The following is an 18,287-nucleotide window of genomic DNA, read 5'->3' as shown; positions in this document are numbered from 1 at the left end:
TATTCGAGCTCATTAGAGATGATTAGAGCTCCCAATTTCTTAATTTCTAATTTCTTAATTTCCTTAAAATGTTCGAAAACCAACAACAAAATCAAACAAACGCTTACCCGCCTCCCACGCAATCCCCTAACCCACCCCTTGTTCCGCCCCTATATTCACGGCCAAAATTCAAAACCCTTGCCTGGCTGCTCTCCACTTGTTTAAATCTATTTAAACAAAATGCTAAAAGTTTAATACTCCTCACGACAATTTTTGTGGCTGCCTTCTTTATTTTCAGTATCATTGCCATTGGCATCTCTCTCGTAACTGTTTGGGATTCATCAAGCATCCAGGAAGTAAATCAAAAATTTTCCTCTTTTATAAGCATCGGATTACCGTTAATTATCACTTATGTGATATTTATCTTAGCTCAAATCATTACTAAGCTTTTATTCCAAGCTTCTCTCATTCTAAAAATCTATAATTTGGGAACAAAGCTATCTTTAAAAGATATCATTCTTAAAGCTTTCAAAAAATTATTGCCCTTTATGCTAGTTAAAATTTTAACTGGACTGATAGCCAGCCTGCCTCTTATCGCCCTTGGCCTGCTTTACGCCCTGGCGACCCCCAGGGAAGTTTTAACTAATGAAACTGCCGTAATCGCTTTGGGGGTTCTGACTCTTTTATCATTAGGTTGCCTATTTTGGATGAGTATAAAATTATTTCCTGCGCCGTACTTAGTGCTTATTGAAAATCAAAAAATTATCCAAGCATTGGAAAATAGCTGGCGCTTAACTCGCGGTTATTGGTTCGCTATTTTTTCCAAACTAGTTATCTTTTTCCTGCTTTTATCTTTGGCTGCGATATTAGTTAATATAATACCGCTTTTAGGGCCACTGGTCGCGCTTTTCATTGTTCCTCCTCTAGCCGCCTTATTTACTTTCTTGGTTTACGAAAATCTTAGGCTTGTTAAAAATATAAAAATAAAATAATATAAAAATAAACAAACATTGTTAAATTGTCTTAACACTTCATTGCTCGATTGTTCGATTGCTCAATTGTTGACAGTTAAACAATAGAACAATCGGACAATAGAACAATATAGCAGTTTATTCTTGTATTTTTAAAAGCCATGACAAACCCTATCCTCCAAATTTTCACTACCAACTCTCTCCGAACTCTTTCTCGAGCTCAATTTTTAGCTAACAGACTAAACGGCTCAACAGTTGAGCCTGTGCATGTTTTAATTTCCTTGATTGAGCAAAAAGGCAGTTTAAGCGCCAAGATTCTGGAGAAAACAGGAATTAAACTCACTAGTATCAAACAAGTAATTCTGGAAAAAAATGGTTTGGACGAAAATTTTAAAAAAATTATCAATCAGGAGCTGGCTCCGCCCAAAAATAATAATCGCCCGGCACAGCAATCGTCAGCTTTAGATCGAAAAAATCACTGCCCTGATGATAGGTTAACCACCATCATTAAAAATCCTTTATTTGAATTCAACTCAACGGAAATCAACAAAAAAAACGAAAAGGCGACAAAATTGATTGATATCAAATTATCACCGCACTTAAAAAAAATTATCCAAAAAGCAATTAGCTGTGCCGCTTCTTTTAAACATAAATATATTGGTACCGAGCACCTGCTTTTTGGAGTTTTAGAATTAAATGATGATTTTGTTAGCCAGATACTATCAAAAAGCAACATTGCTCCCAGCCAATTAACGCGCCACTTAAAAAATATTCTTGAAACCACTTCTAAGTTTTCCGAAATAACCGACCCTTTTTCAAAATCAAGCGCCGGACAAAATGTAGCGGCCAAAGAACCCGAAGCTGTGCCTGATCGCTCAATTCTAAAATTCTTTTCCTGCGATTTAACTGATGAAAAAATTCAACAAAATATTGACCCTTTAATCGGCCGGGAGCAAGAAGTTGACCGCTTGATTAATATTTTAGCCCGCCGGACTAAAAATAATCCCTTGCTCATTGGCGACCCCGGCGTTGGGAAGACAGCGATTGTTGAAGGCCTGGCAAAAAAAATTACCCAAGGCGAAGTGCCCGCGATCTTGGCCCGCAAAAAAATTATTACCCTAGATATGGGCCTACTCTTAGCCGGCTCAATCTATCGCGGTGAATTTGAGAATCGACTTAAACAGGTTATTGAAGAAGTCAAAGCTAATCCCCAAATTATTCTGTTTATTGATGAGGTCCACAATATCGTTGGCGCTGGCTCCAGCAGTGGCACCCTTGATGCCGCCAACCTCTTAAAACCCGCTTTATCCAAAGGTGAAATTCGCTTAATCGGCGCCACCACTCCGGCTGAATACAAAAAATTTATTGAACTAGACTCTGCTTTGGAGCGAAGGTTTCAAACTATTTTTGTGAACGAACCCTCAATTGAAGAAACCATTGAGCTTTTGGGCGGGGTCAAAAAAAATTACGAAAAATACCACCGGGTACACATTACTAACGAAGCCATTGAAAGCGCGGTCCATTTGAGTGAACGTTATATTAAAAATAAGTTCTTTCCCGACAAAGCCCTTGACCTGCTTGATGAAGCCTCCTCCCAAGTCAAAGTTAAATCCGGGGCTGATCCTCTATTAAAAAAACTTGCCAAATTTGAAGATATTAAAAAGAAATTGATAGAAAACAAGCAGTTGGCTATTAAAGAAGAAAATTTTGACCAAGCGCTCTTCTTTAAAAAAAGGGAAAACGAAATCACCCGAGGTATTCTTGAACTTAAAGAAAAAATCAAAAAAAGCCAGACAAAAATGATCGGCAAAATCACCGAAAAAAATGTCGTTAAAATAGTCGCTCAAATTACCAACCTGCCGCTTAGTGTTCTTTCCTTGGGCGACAAACAAAAATTTATATCATTAGAAAAAGAATTAAAAAAGAAAATTATTGGCCAGACCGAAGCTATTTCCCAGGTCTCAAGCTCCATCCGCAAACATCTTATTGGCCTGGCTGACCCTAAAAGGCCTTTAGGTTCTTTTATATTCTTGGGGCCCTCTGGTGTCGGTAAAACCGAATTAGCTTTGACTTTGGCAAGAACGGTTTTTGACGACCCGCATGCTCTGATCAGGTTTGACATGTCCGAATTTGCCGAAGGCTTTAGTATCTCCAAACTCATTGGCGCGCCGGCTGGTTATGTAGGTTATCGCGAAAGCGGCAAATTAACCGAGGCTGTAAAAAACAAGCCTTATTCTCTTATTCTTTTTGATGAAATTGAAAAAGCTCATCCTGAAATTCATAACTTGCTCTTACAAATTTTAGAAGATGGCCGCTTGACTGATGCCACGGGTAAAGAAATAAATTTCAAAAACACTATTATTGTTATGACTTCCAATGTCGGCTTGAACGAATTTAATCGCCAACAAGCCATTGGGTTTTCCTCGGTTGGCTCCCAAGAAACTGTTGATTTTGAAAATCTTAAAGAAAAAATCTCAACCGAACTCAAGAAAAAATTTAATCTAGAATTTTTAAACCGCATTGATAAAACCATCTTTTTTAAACCGCTCGGACTCTCTGACTTGCAAAAAATTGTTGAGCTCCAAATAAATGACCTGGCCGAAAAATTAACCGAGCGCCATTTGGGCATCAATATTTCAACTTCGGCTAAAAAATTTATTGCCCAATATAGTTTTAGCCCGGACCAAGGCGCCCGGGCTATCAGAAAAACCGTCTCGGATTTAATTGAAAATCCTTTGGCCGAAAAATTGCTTAAGGATGAGTTTAACAAAGGTGATATAGTCAAGGTGGATTATAAAGGGAAGAAGCTGGTGTTGGAGAAAGATTAATATTTCGACGCTGTTTTGACAGTGGTTAGGCAGTCTTGACTGCTCTGACTGGGTACTCAAAAAATTTATCCATTTGGCATATTATCATTTATCATCTGATGGAATTAATATGTTGTTAATAAGGTTAATATAATAGTTAATAAAATTGATAAAAAAATTGAATTATTAACTCTATTAACTTTATTAACAACCCTATTAATCAATCACCAAAAATGATAAATGAAAAATGGCAAATGATAAATTTAAAAGTTAGCTTCGGCTAACTTTTTTTAAATCGTTAATCATGAATGTAATTAAATGGATAATAAAATCCTCGATGGACTGCCTGTTCCCGATTGAATGTCTGGGCTGCGGCAAACAAGGCTTTTGGCTTTGTAATGATTGTTTAATGGCAATCACCACGAAAACCGATTTTCCCTGTATAGTCTGCGGCAAACCAACGATTTTTGGCAAAACCCATAAAGAGTGCTTGGGTAAAACCTATATTAACGGCGCTATGTGCGCTGCTTCTTATGAAGACGATTTAATCCAACAAGCGATTCATGTTTTTAAATACAAATTTATTACTGGTTTAGGTCCACCCCTGGCTTGGTTGATGGCAAAATTTTTAAAACAACTTCAAAATCATATCCTGCCAAAATCAATTTTAAAAAAAGGCTTGAGTCCGTATAATTTGATGCTCCTGAAAATGGCGCCGGGATTTTTGTTCGCGTCATATTCCAAAAACAATACGCCTCTCCTCATCCCTGTTCCTCTTCACTCCAAACGCCTGCGCGAACGGGGTTTTAATCAAGCTGAAATTTTGGCCCGTGGATTGGGAAAATACCTTGGCTGGCCAGTGGCCGCTAATGTTTTAATTCGTAAAAGATATACCAGCGCCCAGATGAAGCTAAAAAGCAAGGACCGGGAAGCCAATATAAAAAACGCCTTTGAAATTAATACTAATCCGAATCTACCCTTCGACTCCGCTCCTCTCCATGAGGGTCGTCTTTCGACCCTGAGCTCAAGACCGAAGGGAGGCTCTCGAGAGCAGGGCAGGCGAATTATATCCGAATCTACCCGCCCAACTTCGCCTGCGAGCGAACTTGATGGCGGGCAGGCAAATGCTACGAATGACGATGCGGCCGAATTGAATAATGACATACAAATAAAAAACAGGACTGTTGTCCTGATTGATGATGTGTTGACTACCGGAGCAACTACTAATGCGGCGGCGAAAGCTTTGAAAATAGCTGGAGTGAAAGAGGTTTGGGTATTTTGTTTGGCAAGGGATTGAAAATGTTTGAAGAGTTTGAAAAGTTTTAGAAGTTTTTTAAACTGGCGGTATTTTTTTGACGAAAATCCGGTTTTCACGATATTGTCAACATAATCGTGAAAAATAAAAAATACCGTAATGGAAAAATCAATTATTTGAAGCACTGGGCGTAGGTGTTTCAAAAGTCACCCAATTATTACTGCCATCAGGTTTGCGTCCCATAGAAACATTTGCCTTTTGAGAATTGTAATTATAAGAATCAACAATAAAGCCATTTGGCGCCGTTAAAATCAAATCCTCTCCCAAATTAGAAAGTTTTATGCCAAGATGCAAAGCACCTTGTTCGGTTTGCCCATCAGCCCAAAGAACCAAAAAATTATTGGGTTCAATTGTGGTTAGCTCAGATGCAGTTGTAGGAATTTGCTGTTTTGTTAGATTATTTTTGCTATCTGAAATATACATTCCTCCAATATCAACTGGATGAGAATTCGGGTTATAAATTTCAATCCAATCGTCATTCTCGTTGAATTCATCTGTAGAAAATGAACTATTGCTGGCCATAAACTCATTTATATATAGTTTATTAGGACGATTTTGGCTGCAACCGGTTATAAAAAATAATCCTAAAAATAGAAAAATGGCCCCGCTTATTATTCTCATAAATTTTTAGATAGGTATAAAAATATTTTAAAATTCCTTTGGTTTCAGCCTGACTAAACTTGGCTCGCCCTTACCGCCCTCATTGGAAATCAACAAATCCCCATTGCTGTCAAAGGTGATCCCTTCCGGCTGATTGAATATGTCCGGGTCTAATTGTTCAATTGACAAAACTTTACCTTGACGGTCAAAAATTGCCAGTAAATTATCAATGCTGGAGAGGATATAAATATTGCCAGATTCTGGATTAACCTCGAGGCCTGATGGTCTAAAATGAATTTTAATTTTGCCTTTATTATTAGTGGCTATATCCCTGCTTGAATTCTGCATAAAACTTATAATATCATTGACATTGACAATCAAAAACGGATTTTCCTTTAACTTTTTAGTGGCTAAATCAAAGGCATAAATCCAACGTTCATCTTTGTTAGATTTTTTTTCAGTTTTAGTGTTGCCAACATTGCTTTTGGTTGAAATGAGCAAACTATTAATTTTTCTATCAAAGGTCAGCCCCTCGCTATTATTTGCTCCAAGGTCTAAATTATATAAAGTAGTTGTAGGCTTCGACGGATAATTTGTGAGTTCGTATAACAGACCATCACTACGGAGTAGGTAAAAATCATTATTCGCTAGTGTGATGTCTTCAAGGTCCCCCGGCGAGGCAACATTAATCCTGTTAATAATCTCCTTTTTCTTCAAGTCATAAAAAAATATATCGCCCAGCTCATCCTGCTCGCAAATAATTATATTTTTATCAAAATATGATATGCCGGAAATTTCGTGCAAAGTGCTTGGCAGAGTTAGAATATTTCTTTTTTGATATATTTTTGTGTATCCAAAATAAGACAAAAATAAAACAGCAAAAATTATGATTAAAATTAACACTCTCTTTGATTTAGTCAGTTGTTTTAGCATATATTCTTACTTTGCGATCTTTTATAAAATTTTTTTCAAATAAAAAAATCAACTTTGTTTTTAGTATAAAATATTAAAATGAAGATTCTATGAATAAACCAACGGCAGCATAACAGTAATTTCAGTGCCCACATTTGTTTCGCTTTTTATTTCGATTGTTCCATTATGTAATTCAACAATTTCCTTTACAATGGAAAGGCCAAGTCCGGCTCCGCCTGATTGCTTAATTCTCGCTTGATCTGCTTTATAAAAACGGTCAAAAATATTTTTTAAATCCTCTTTTTTAATGCCAATGCCTGTGTCCACAATTTTTAATTCAATTTGATTTCCACTTGCCCGCAAAGACACTGTCGCTTTTCCTCGCGGCTTGTTGTAATCAATGGCGTTATGAATAAGATTGATTAGTAGGCGTTTGAGGTTAGCTTTACTTCCGTTTATATAGAGTTCACCTTTAACGCTTTTTTCAAGAACAACTTCTTTACTTTTTGCGTAAGGTTTCATTGATTTTATTTGATTGCCAGTTAGTTTGCTTAGATTAAATCATCAAGAGTAACACCAAGAGCGCCCGCAAAGCTGGCGCGCCGCCTAAAACAATTTCCCTGCCTCACTCAACAAAAGTCGTTCCAAATCTAATCTCCCCAATCCTGCCAACGAGTCAAAACCCAGTTGTCGGTTTTCGTTGAATGTTTTTTCGGAAAGCATAAAATATTCCCAATCTTGCGGCTGGTCTGGCAACGCTACTTGGCTTGCCGTTTTGCACCAACTCACCGCCGCGCGCGCCTTCAAAACGATCAAGTTTTTTTCGCTGCCTTCCGCTTTCTGTATTTCATCTTCAGCTTTTGTTTCCACAATATACATTTTATCTTTCGTCTTGATAATAAAATCTGGAAAATAGTCGCGCTTGATCCCGTCTTTATCACGATAGGAAATATTAAGCGGATGTTTTCTCTGCTGAATTTTACCAAACGCCTCTACCTCGGCGGACTTGTCCAAAGTTTCTTCCATAAATTTTTTCTCAAAACCTTCTCCTAATCGTGAATATGCGGAAAGCGGATAAATACAACGCTCCACAGGAACAGAGAGCGACTCGCGCACATATATCTTTTTTACATCGTTTAACCTGCCGACTTTCCCCGCCTTTACTTCGTATTGAATCGCGCCGAGTCCGTCAAGCAAAATCCTTTTGACGCTCCCAACGACGAAATCAAAAAGTGGCGCATAATTGAGAACCGTATAATTTTCTGATTTTTGAAAATCGATTTCGCCACCGAATATGTATTTACTCACATACTCATCAATAATTCCGGTAATATCCGCCATTTTGCTCGTGAGAATATGCGCGCCACGCTCGGAAGCTACCGCCATCGTTGCTTGGCGTAAGAAATGGGCATAATCGAAATACTTGTTATCTAGTTTCCATGTTTTGATTTTTCCTCCGGTCTCGGCGTTCGTTTCAGTAACGGCGATTTGGGAAAGTTGTTTTTTAAGTGTTTCAAACGGGATTGAATATTTTGGCAGTTTTGAAATATCTATAGCGGAAAAATCAAATTTGGGCGATTGCTCATACACTTGTATCGGCCAAGAGAGGTCATATTTTTTAATTCTCTCCGGCGTAGCTTCCGACAAAACCAAATCCCCGGTTGTTCCCGTGCCCGAAGAATCGCCGATACCGATCGCGTATCCTTGTTTCTGTAGTTCTTCGTAAAACTTTCTGAATTCTGGGTGTTCAACAACAAACAGAAAATCAAAAGAGTTTTTGGGCACACGCTTATTTATCACATCCTCCCGCGCTTCTCGCTTCAAATCCGCAAGTTCTGGATATTTATATTTTGGAAACATCAGCCGAACACCGCGACCAACGATTTGCTCCAAAAGCAAATTAACCATATTTTCGCTTCTTAAAACAACAATAACCGCGACATTTTGAGTATCAAAACCCTCGCGCAACATCAAAACGCTTACCACCACTCTAACGGGATTTATTTCTTCCGGTTCATCTAATGTCTCAAGCGGCAGCCGATATTCCTCCCATTCTTTATCGGTTAGTTCTGTCCCGCCGCCCTTTTTCACTTTGGAATGTATCACGAGAATCTGATTACGATAGTTTCTGCCGCGCTCGTCGGTTAAATTCGCCAAATGCTCTGCCACCAAATCCGCAACTTCGGTATTTTCTGCCAACACGAAAAGCACAGGTTTTTTATCCAATTCTTTTCTGCGAAACTCAACAGCGATTTGCTCTAATTTCTTTCTGCCGATATCCAAAAGTAGTTTTTGTTCTTCGGATAAACCAACAATTTTCCCGCGCGTGTGGTCATCGTCCGGTTGCTCTCTTTCGGCCGTTGGTTTAAGCGCTTTCAATCCAGCGCCAGCAAGCGACTGCCGTTCTTCCAAAAATATCTGCTTGACGAGCATTGCCTTCATTGCTTCCACCAAATTAAAATCATAAACAATATGGGGGAAATACTCTTTTTTCTCCGCGCTTCCGTAAAAAGGGGTGGCGGAAAAATCAATTTGTAAAAATGCGCCTTTCTCGCCGCCGCGTTTTTCCGCCATTCGGCTATACAAAACGGTTAGAAATTTTCGCCACACTAATTCCTCGCCCTTGGCGGTTTTAGCCCCGTGGACATGGTGCGCTTCGTCATTAAAAATTATCAAATCCGAATACTCGGAGAGGAAATCGGCAATAATCTCGCCGCGCGGTTGTTCCTCCACATCAGCGCCAGTTAGTTGGTCCCATAAATTGCTGGATTCGTTCAAACGAAACTGCTGCCAATTTGTAATATACGCAAACGGCTCGTCCGGCGGTGTAAAATTTGGCCGAATATCCGCTGGTTCCAAAATCTGCAAGTGGAAACGATTGCGAAAACGCTCGCCTTCGGGCATAAAAAGCGGCCGTTCAAAATCCGATTTTGATTTATCGCGGTTGCCGGTTTTCGGGTCGTGCTTACCCAAAAACATATCCAGCAATCGGTTCAATACTTCATGTCCAGGCGCGACAAGCAAAAAATGCGCGGAGTACCCGCCTGCGCCGAGGCTACGGCGGGCAAGTTTGCCCGGCCGTTCGTTATTCAATGCATTGAAATATTGCCACACCAAAAGCGCGGCCAAAACCCAGGTCTTGCCGGTTCCAGTTGCCATCTTGAGGCAGTATTTCGCAAATGGCAGACTCTCTACTTCTTCCGAAAGAGCCGCGCTTGCCGCCAGCGCTTCGGGAGCAAATTTTTCAAATGCCTGCTTCAGCGTCTCAATACCCAAAACCTCGTGGCAGTAAATAATCGTCTCTACTGCTCGGCGCTGGCAATCGTGAAATTTTTCATCAGTTTCTTCCCCGCGATTAAACCAATACGCCAAAAGTTCGTAGGTAGTTTGCGTTACGCCCTGCCAGCCCTGATCCGCCCAAGCGCGGACTTCACCCTCAAGCGCGGCGGCAAGCGGCAATTCGTTGAGCGGATTATTTTTGATTTTCTTTGCCATATAATTATGTCTTAATATCAATCGTTGCTGTTGCGTCGTTGCCGAAAATATCCACTACGCGCACAGCAATAGTATGTTTTCCCGCTTTTTCGCCTGTCCCGAGCGCAGTCGAGGGATAGGTATGCTCTTTTTTCGTCGTCACCACTTTTGTCTTTCGTCCCAAACCGCGCAAATCTTGCCATTGGCTTTTGAAAGTGAGTCCGTCGTAATCCCAATCCACGGCCCAATAGTCAATCAATATAGCAAAATTATCTTTAACAAGGCGCATCAATTCCTCGCGATCTTCATCTGCTTTCTTCCCGTTTCCGAGCGGAAAATCGTATAGCACATACTTTTCAATGCCAATGGCGACCGAATTGCCTTTCACCTCCGGCTTTTTTAATTTCAAATACGGCTTTTCCAAAAACTTCACTTTGTCCGAGAGCCGTTCAATGTCTTGTTCGGATTTTGCCTGTTTCAAATACTCATAAATGTCTGGCGGGATTTGGCGACTGACAATTTCCGTTTTTATATCCTTGCCTGCAGCTTTAACGCGCGCCGAGAGTAATTCGTCAAAATTATATTCATAATCCCACGCCAACACTACGAGCCGTTTATATCCCGCGCCGTCAAGTGTCTGCGCTTCCATCGCCAAATCCTCAATCTTATGCGCCGCGACTGCTCTGTCCGGATAGCCGCAATAAACCAGTTCCAATGTTCCATCTTCGGTTTTTCTTACGCCCAAATCCTTGCGGTTTGCCATTGGCTCTGCGCCGTATAGTTTCAAAATGATTTTCTGCATTTCGTAAATCCGCGCCCCGCCAAGATAAATCATCTCGCGCTGATAGTTGCCGATATTTTCAATCAGAAATGGTTTTGATTTTTGCTCAACAAGCCGCCCGCGCGCAACCTGTATACCAACTTTGCCAAGTTCGCATCCAATCCATCGGCGGTTGAGTTTTTCGGCAACAGCAAGAGTGGTGCCGGAACCAATGAAAAAATCTGCGACAAGATTATTCTCATCGGTTGATGTTTTTATTATTCTTTCGAGTAAAGAAATTGGCTTTTGAGTATCATAATCGGTACGTTCCGCGCTGGATGTATTTAATTGCAAATCATCATCGTCCCACAAACTTGTTATGGGCGCACCTTTTGCTTCATCTAAATATTTTCGTTTATTTTGCCCTGACTGTTGGTATCCTCGGCCTCGCAAAAGTGCATATTTCCTGCCTGTTTCGTCGGTATATTTATACTCGCCTTTAATATACCCTTCAGTCATTTCTCGGTATAGTTGATTGAAAATGTGTTTATCCGTTTTTGAATACAGAAATATACTGTCAGTTTGGGTGGTAAATTTTTGACTAGCCTGATTCTTTACCCCAGAATATTTTTTCCAAACAACCTCATTTATAAAATTATCTTTCCCAAAAATCTCATCCATCATCACTTTTACATAATGCCCGATATGCCAATCAAGATGCACATAAATTGAACCGTCCGGCGCGAGAAGGCGCTTCATCAGTTGCAGGCGCGGGTAGAGCATATCCAAATAGCTGTCCGTGCCGCCGGCCCAAGTGTCCTTGTAGGCGAGCCGTTCAATTACGCTCGGCTCTTTTGTAAATTCGAAATCGCCCTTGCCCGCCGTAGCATTTGCGGAGGCGGGGAGTTTTATTTTATGCGAATAGTCCGCTTTAGAATCAAACGGCGGGTCAATGTAGATAAGATTTATTTTGCCCTCATAGCCCTGATTCAAAAGCGCTTGCATCGCCAGCAGATTGTCGCCCCAAATAAGGCGGTTCATTTTCTGCTTGTCCAGTTCTTCTTCGCCGAGAAGATTATCGCGGAAAGACATCGGCAACTGCCCGGCAGTCTCGGGATTAGGAAGCACCACCTCCGCGGTTTGAAATTCAATGTCTTTGGGGTTCGGCGCGCGGTGGGGCTTTGAGTCCCAGACAATCCGCGCCGAATCCTTTTTACGATGTATGCCGTTATTGTTCATAATTTTACTTTATTAAATCATCAACGCCAACACTAAGAGCTTTGGCAATTTTAGACAAAGTTTCTATTGTCGGATTTTTATTTGCGCCAGACTCAATTTTAATAATCGTGTTATAGGTCACATCGGCTAATTTTGAGAGCCGATCTTGGGAAACACCTAACTTGTTACGGTATTTCTTTATATTTTCCGCTATTATGGATTTATTGTTTGACTTCATTGTAATATATTACTATAATTAAAGTAATAGCGATGTATCTTCGGTAATCTATTGCTATGATACCAAATATTTTAATTTCTGGCAACAAAAATAAAGGGGGTTCTTAGCGTTGCCCGCGAATGGATTGGCTGGGTCCCGCCTTCGCGACGCTATGAGCGGGCAGGCAAGGGCGACTCTTTTTTTTCTCTTTCTCTAAAGCCGCCGCGCCCGCCCTGCGAGCGTTGAAACAAAAAAGCAAAAAGGCCATCCTTCGTTAAAACTACGGACGGGTAAAAATGAGGGTTGAGGGAAAGCCTGCCTACACAGAGATAGGCTGAACTTTTGCTTAGCTGTGTCAGCTTTACCGGCAGGCAGGGAATTTTTCCTGCTTGTATTTTTCGTGCCAAGAGTAAATTGAGACAAAAAAACGCGCCAATTTTGTTGGAGCGTTTTGTTACCGGGTCGCCACGTTTGTTTTGAGTTGGCAAGACGCTGAGCGTCCCTTTTCGCCACCCTATGCCCTTCGGGCTTCGGCATGGCGGAGAGGGTGGGATTCGAACCCACGAGACCCGTGAAGGCCCAACAGTTTTCAAGACTGTCGCATTCGACCACTCTGCCACCTCTCCATTATCTTAAAATCGCCACACTTCGCTCTGCTAATGCAGAGCTTCGTGTGGCGGAGAGGGTGGGATTCGAACCCACGAGCCACTTGCGCGGCTAACACCTTAGCAGGGTGCCCCTTTCAACCACTCAGGCACCTCTCCACTTTATACATAATAACCCTAAAACCGTCCCTTGTCAATCACGGATTTGCCTTTATGCTGATTTTAAGCTATACTGTAACCATAAGCCATAACTAAATAACCTATAACCAATAACTTATACACCCCTCCTATGCCAAATCAAGAACAAACAAAAAAGTCTCCTCACGGCAAAATCTTGCTCTCTTGGAATTTTCCAGAATTCACTCAATATGAACGAAGCAAGAGTTGGTATTTTTGGATTGGCTTGGTGATGGCCGGCCTCTTGGTTTACTGTTTTTTCACGCTCAATCTTCTTTTCGCTATCATTATTATTATGAGCGCTGTAATTATGTATCTGCACTCCCGACGCCAGCCGCTAGATATTCGCCTTGAAGTCACTGAAGACGGCCTGCAAATTGGTGAAAAATTTTATAATTACAAATCGCTCAAAAATTTCTGGCTTATTTACGAACCGCCAGAAGTAAAAAATCTTTATATCTCATTTAAGTCTTCTGTTAAACCGGACTTACGAATTCCCCTAGAAAAACAAAACCCCCTTGATGTGCGAAAGGTTCTTTTGGACTTTCTTGATGAAGATTTAACTAAAGAAGAGGAACCGTTCGCTGATGTTTTGAGTCGACGGTTGAAATTATAAACAAGGATCCAAGATACAAAAAACAAGGATACAAAAAAATTCCAAATTACAAATTTCAAGATATAAACTGGGCTGCTTGAAATTTGAGATTTGTTTCTTGAAATTTTTTTGTAACTTGTGTCTTGCATCCTTGTATCTTAACTTATGTGCCTGTAGCTCAGGGGATAGAGCATCAGCTTGCGGAGCTGGGGGTCGCAGGTTCAAATCCTGCCAGGCACGCCAGTTATTATTTGGCATTAAAAATGTTGGCATCAAGCATAAAAAATTATCCACTTGTGTTATTTTCAAAATAATATAGTATTAGAATAACACTTAGGAGAAAGATGTCTCACCACCGCATCAACCCCAAAACAAAAGGAGGGCATTACCATGGCGTATTTAGGCAATATGAGAGGTCCTGCTGAATCGGAAATTGTTAGAGAGTTGTCTCAGCAGGGTTTCTTTAGAGGGGTTTGCGCTGTAGAACAAGTGGATGAAGAAATTGAATTATATGAATATGAGGAACATAAGGGAGAGGCGGTCCCGTTACGCCAAGATGAAGAGGGTTTCTTTATCTATCTTAGCGGCCTGGAGGGTAAACGAAAATTCTATCCCGAAAAAGCGGGGTACATTTTCACCGGCGATGTCATTGTTCAAAAAAAAGATGGCCAGCTGACCACAGTCCACATCTCATGAAGAAAATCTCGATCTTTTAAAAACTAGAGCGTTGGGCTTGGTCCCTTCGCTCTTTTTTTATTACAAAATTTCTGCTAAACTATAATCATTCCTGTCATTGCGGACGACATAACAATCAATGTCATTGACAACGTTGAAGATGGGATTGCTTTGGTCGCTCCTTTGCCCGCCTTGCAATGACAAAGTTGCGGCCTTGCTCACAACAACAACTAAAATTATGCTATCTCTAACCACCCCAGTCAGCGAGCTCACTCGCGTGGGCAAAACAACTGCCTCTCGTCTCAAAAAACTCGGCCTTGAAACTGCCCGGGATTTATTATTTTACTACCCTTTTCGCTATGATGATTTTAGTAAAATTTTACCCATTGCCGAGCTTCAGCCCGAGCAAACCGCCACCATCAAAGGCAGGATTGAAATCATCCAAAATAAACGCAGCCCTGTCAAAAGAAAAATTATTACCGAAGCAATTGTGGCTGACGAATCCGAACAAATCAAAGTTATTTGGTTTAACCAAGCTTACCTCACTAAAGTTCTAAAACCCGGCGACCAAGTCTATATTGCCGGCAAAGTTGATTATGATAACTGGGGCATTCAGTTCATAAATCCTTCGTATGAAAAAATTGAAGCCTGGAAAAAAGAAACAACACACACAGCAAGACTGGTGCCGATTTATTCGGTTACGGAACATCTCACCCAAAAGCAAATTCGCTTTTTAACAAAAACCGCATTGCCGCTCACTAAGCAGGTGGCTGATTTTCTGCCAGCTGAAACAAAAAAAGAATTACAACTTATAGACCTATCCCAGGCTCTTTCACAAATCCACTTCCCGGCCTCTCAAGCCATGCTTAAAAAAGCTCAGACCCGGCTCAAATTTGACGAACTCTTTTTAATCCAACTTCAAAGCGAGCGCACCAGACAAGAGCTCCAAAAATTAAAAGCATCTGCCATCCAGTTTCACAAAGAAAAAACTAAAAAATTTGTTGATTCTTTGCCATTCAAACTTACAGATGCCCAACGAAAAGCCGCCTGGGAAATTATTAAGGATTTAGAAAAAAATACTCCAATGAATCGCTTGCTGGAAGGCGAAGTTGGCAGCGGTAAAACCATGGTAGCCGTGATTGCCGCGCTTAATGTAATCTGGAGCGGGTTTCAGACAATCCTTATGGCGCCCACAGAGATTTTAGCTAAACAGCATTATGAGAACATTAAAAAAATTCTAAAACAAGAAACAATAATTAACAAGATACAAGATACAAATAAATTCCAAATTCCAAATTCCAAAAATAATGAAGTGGGACAAAATGAAGTCGGAAGAATGGATAAGGCAAGAAAGAATGATAAACGAATTAAAGTTGATATTTACACAAGAACGGAAAAGAGCGTAAAAAAGAAAGATGGCTTATTGAAGTCAGATTTCATAATCGGCACTCATGCCTTAATCCAAGAGGATGTAAAATTTGAAAAACTGGATCTAGTTATCGTTGATGAACAACACCGCTTTGGCGTAGAGCAACGCAAGAAGTTAAAACAACAATCAGACCTTAACAATCGAACAATAGAACAATCGAACAATGAATTAAAATCTTCAGGTAATAAAATCCCACCCCAACAAAATCAATCCCATCAGACTTCAATAACCCCCCACTTCCTCTCAATGACCGCCACGCCCATCCCCCGCTCTCTCGCCCTGACGCTTTACGGCGACCTTGACCTTTCAGTGATTGACCAAATGCCAACTGGCCGCAAGCCCATTACCACTAAAATTGTGGACCCAACTAATAGGCAAAAGGCTTATGATTTTATCCAGGAACAAATCAAAGCCAGCCGGCAAGTGTTTGTGATATGTCCGCTGATTGAGGAATCTGATAAGCTTGGAGTTAAAGCGGCAACAGCCGAGCATGAAAAAATAGATAAGCAAATTTTTCCTCACCTGCGCGTCGGACTTTTGCACGGTAAACTTAAAACCAAAGAAAAAGAGCAAATTCGTCAAGATTTTTGGAAAGGAAAACTTGACATTCTGGTAGCCACTTCCGTAATTGAGGTGGGGATTGATGTGCCTAATGCCACAGTAATGATGATTGAAGGCGCTGACCGTTTTGGCCTGGCCCAGCTCCACCAATTTCGCGGCCGGGTTGGCAGAAGCGATCATCAATCATATTGTTTTTTATTTACAGAATCCGCTTCCTTAAAAACAAAAAAACGGTTAGATGCGCTTATTCAGGCCAAAAATGGTTTTGAGCTGGCGGAAAAAGATTTGGAAATCCGCGGACCCGGAGAAATCTACGGCACCAATCAATCGGGATTCCTTTCCAGTTTAAAAATTGCTAAGTTAACTGATTACGATATTATCAAACAAGCCCGCGAACAAGCAGAAAAAATTATTAAAAAAAACCCGGAGCTTTTGCAATATCCGGGGCTTAAAGAAAAAGTTGAAAATTTTGAACAATCAGTGCACTTGGAATAGCCTCTAACTTAAGGCGGCAACAGCCGCCTTGCTGATATCATCAACATCACTCACTACATTATCATACCCCAGACCCTTGGCCTCGCTCACGCGCCTTTCTTGCTGGCTAGCTTTACGCACTTCGCCCGAAAGGCTGACCTCTCCAAAAATAACTGTGCCTGATTTTATGGTTGTATTTTTCAGGGCAGAAATTAAAGCGATACAAACCGCCAGATCGCAAGCTGGCTCTTTTATTTTTAAGCCTCCGGAAACATTAATAAAAACATCTTGATCCCCAAACCGATAACCATATCTCTTTTCTAAAACCGCTAAAAACAGTTGCAAACGATTCAGGCCAAAACCCGAGGCTTTTCTCTGGGGATAGCCAAAGGCGGTCTTGCTTACTAATGCTTGAACTTCTATTAAAAAGGGGCGGCTCCCCTCAATCACACAAGTGGTTGCTACGCCCGGACGCGCGGGCTTAGCTTTGTCTATGAATATTTGACTAGGGTTTTTCACTTCTGCTAAGCCTTGAGAAGTCATCTCAAAAACCCCGATTTCGTTAGTGGGGCCAAAACGATTTTTTACAGTGCGCAAAATCCGCAAATCATGATACCGGTCGCCTTCTAAATATAATACCGTGTCCACCAGATGCTCTAAAGTTTTAGGTCCGGCCACCACTCCCTCTTTAGTAACGTGGCCAATGACAAAAATTGAAATTTTATTTTCCTTGGCTACTTTCATTAATTTAGCCGTGCAAGCACGAATTTGATTAACGCTGCCGGACTCTGAAGGCAGTTCACCGGAATACATTGTTTGAATGGAATCAATAATGGCTACTTGAGGCTTTTCTTTTCTAATCGTAGCGCAAACAATCTCAATCTCTGTTTCATTTAAAAATTTTAGATTTTTCGCTTTGAGCCCAAGACGATCAAACCGCAATTTTATTTGTTCGGCTGATTCTTCGCCAGAAACATACACCACATTCTGAAGGCGAGATTCACGCCCGCCTGCCGGCAAGGCAGAAATCTCACCTTCAAGCAAACGAGAAATAACTTGTAAAACAAGGGTTGATTTGCCAATGCCCGGCTCACCCCCAAGCAAAACTAAACTGCCCGGCACAATGCCTCCGCCAAGCACTCGGTCAAATTCATTAATGCCCGTAGTAATCCGTTCAACGTCTTTGGCCTCCACCTGTGAGAAATCTACTACTTGAGCCGGCTTAGCCAAAACGGCTTGTTCGCTGATCACCGCAGCCACCGACTCTCCGATTGTGCTCCAAGCGCCGCACTCACTGCATCGCCCCTGCCATTTGGGATATTGAGCCCCGCATTTGGAGCACTCATAGATTGTGTTTGATTTGATAGCCATATTAATCAAGTTTAACAAAAAAAGGTCTGGGAGTCCAGACGGTTTAGCTTTATGACGGGTTAATAAATTGTTAATAAAGTTAATAAGGTTAATAAACTCATTGTTTATTATTAACTTTATTAACCATTGTATTAACTCTATTAACTT

Annotated in this window: 15 protein-coding genes and 3 tRNA genes; 7 read left to right on the top strand and 11 right to left on the bottom strand. The window is 40.9% G+C overall.

The genetic code is table 11. From position 1 onward, the window contains the following. The first annotated feature begins 68 nt into the window (after positions 1-68). The 3 genes from KKD20_02885 (at position 69) to KKD20_02875 (ending at position 5,054) form a co-directional block, all read left to right on the top strand. Positions 69-971, top strand: coding sequence for a hypothetical protein (locus KKD20_02885; GenBank protein MBU4332039.1), 903 nt, complete (start codon positions 69-71; stop codon positions 969-971). Between the two features lie 140 nt (positions 972-1,111). Further along, positions 1,112-3,778 carry an ATP-dependent Clp protease ATP-binding subunit gene (locus tag KKD20_02880; protein MBU4332038.1) on the top strand — a complete coding sequence of 889 codons (2,667 nt, stop codon included), beginning with the start codon at positions 1,112-1,114 and terminating at the stop codon, positions 3,776-3,778. A 496-nt stretch (positions 3,779-4,274) separates the two neighbouring features. Next, positions 4,275-5,054: a hypothetical protein gene (locus tag KKD20_02875; protein ID MBU4332037.1), complete on the top strand. Its 780-nt coding sequence runs from the start codon at positions 4,275-4,277 to the stop codon at positions 5,052-5,054. Positions 5,055-5,180: 126 nt separating this feature from the next. Here the strand turns inward: KKD20_02875 and KKD20_02870 are convergent, their stop codons facing one another. The 9 genes from KKD20_02870 to KKD20_02830 form a co-directional block, all read right to left on the bottom strand. Continuing rightward, positions 5,181-5,693 (bottom strand): lamin tail domain-containing protein, encoded by a 513-nt coding sequence (locus KKD20_02870; GenBank protein MBU4332036.1) that lies wholly within the window; start codon positions 5,691-5,693, stop codon positions 5,181-5,183. 27 nt (positions 5,694-5,720) lie between these two features. Further along, on the bottom strand, positions 5,721-6,605 hold the full coding sequence (locus KKD20_02865) for an SdiA-regulated domain-containing protein (GenBank protein ID MBU4332035.1): 885 nt from the start codon (positions 6,603-6,605) through the stop codon (positions 5,721-5,723). 87 nt (positions 6,606-6,692) lie between these two features. Beyond that, complete coding sequence (locus KKD20_02860; GenBank protein ID MBU4332034.1) at positions 6,693-7,106, bottom strand: sensor histidine kinase; 414 nt, start codon at positions 7,104-7,106, stop codon at positions 6,693-6,695. 84 nt (positions 7,107-7,190) lie between these two features. Then, entirely contained in the window at positions 7,191-10,079 is a 2,889-nt protein-coding gene (locus KKD20_02855) for a DEAD/DEAH box helicase family protein (GenBank protein ID MBU4332033.1), read from the bottom strand. A 4-nt stretch (positions 10,080-10,083) separates the two neighbouring features. Further along, a complete protein-coding gene (locus KKD20_02850) occupies positions 10,084-12,057 on the bottom strand; it encodes a site-specific DNA-methyltransferase (GenBank protein MBU4332032.1) in 1,974 nt (657 codons plus the stop codon). A 4-nt stretch (positions 12,058-12,061) separates the two neighbouring features. Further along, positions 12,062-12,274 (bottom strand): helix-turn-helix domain-containing protein, encoded by a 213-nt coding sequence (locus KKD20_02845; GenBank protein ID MBU4332031.1) that lies wholly within the window; start codon positions 12,272-12,274, stop codon positions 12,062-12,064. Between the two features lie 149 nt (positions 12,275-12,423). Continuing rightward, entirely contained in the window at positions 12,424-12,741 is a 318-nt protein-coding gene (locus KKD20_02840) for a hypothetical protein (protein MBU4332030.1), read from the bottom strand. 48 nt (positions 12,742-12,789) lie between these two features. Beyond that, positions 12,790-12,879, bottom strand: a tRNA-Ser gene (locus KKD20_02835). Positions 12,880-12,927: 48 nt separating this feature from the next. Next, a tRNA-Ser gene (locus KKD20_02830) sits at positions 12,928-13,017 on the bottom strand. A 130-nt stretch (positions 13,018-13,147) separates the two neighbouring features. Here KKD20_02830 and KKD20_02825 point away from each other — a divergent pair. The 3 genes from KKD20_02825 to KKD20_02815 all read left to right on the top strand — a co-directional run bounded on the left by KKD20_02825 (position 13,148) and on the right by KKD20_02815 (position 14,326). After that, positions 13,148-13,651 (top strand): hypothetical protein, encoded by a 504-nt coding sequence (locus KKD20_02825; protein MBU4332029.1) that lies wholly within the window; start codon positions 13,148-13,150, stop codon positions 13,649-13,651. A 146-nt stretch (positions 13,652-13,797) separates the two neighbouring features. Next, positions 13,798-13,873, top strand: a tRNA-Arg gene (locus KKD20_02820). A gap of 147 nt (positions 13,874-14,020) precedes the next feature. Then, positions 14,021-14,326: a hypothetical protein gene (locus KKD20_02815; protein MBU4332028.1), complete on the top strand. Its 306-nt coding sequence runs from the start codon at positions 14,021-14,023 to the stop codon at positions 14,324-14,326. 60 nt (positions 14,327-14,386) lie between these two features. Here the strand turns inward: KKD20_02815 and KKD20_02810 are convergent, their stop codons facing one another. Beyond that, complete coding sequence (locus KKD20_02810) at positions 14,387-14,527, bottom strand: hypothetical protein (GenBank protein MBU4332027.1); 141 nt, start codon at positions 14,525-14,527, stop codon at positions 14,387-14,389. A 16-nt stretch (positions 14,528-14,543) separates the two neighbouring features. Between KKD20_02810 and recG the strand changes: the two genes are divergently transcribed. Continuing rightward, positions 14,544-16,790, top strand: coding sequence for an ATP-dependent DNA helicase RecG (recG, locus tag KKD20_02805; protein ID MBU4332026.1), 2,247 nt, complete (start codon positions 14,544-14,546; stop codon positions 16,788-16,790). A 3-nt stretch (positions 16,791-16,793) separates the two neighbouring features. On the opposite strand, the gene radA is transcribed toward recG, so the two are convergent. After that, entirely contained in the window at positions 16,794-18,140 is a 1,347-nt protein-coding gene (gene radA / locus KKD20_02800; GenBank protein ID MBU4332025.1) for a DNA repair protein RadA, read from the bottom strand. Positions 18,141-18,287 lie beyond the last annotated feature (147 nt).

This window comes from Patescibacteria group bacterium (assembly GCA_018896645.1).
Classification (GTDB): domain Bacteria; phylum Patescibacteriota; class Patescibacteriia; order UBA2591; family JABMQE01; genus JAHIMF01.
The sequence above is the reverse complement of the archived record's forward strand: the minus strand, read 5'-3'. Positions and strand labels throughout refer to the sequence as shown.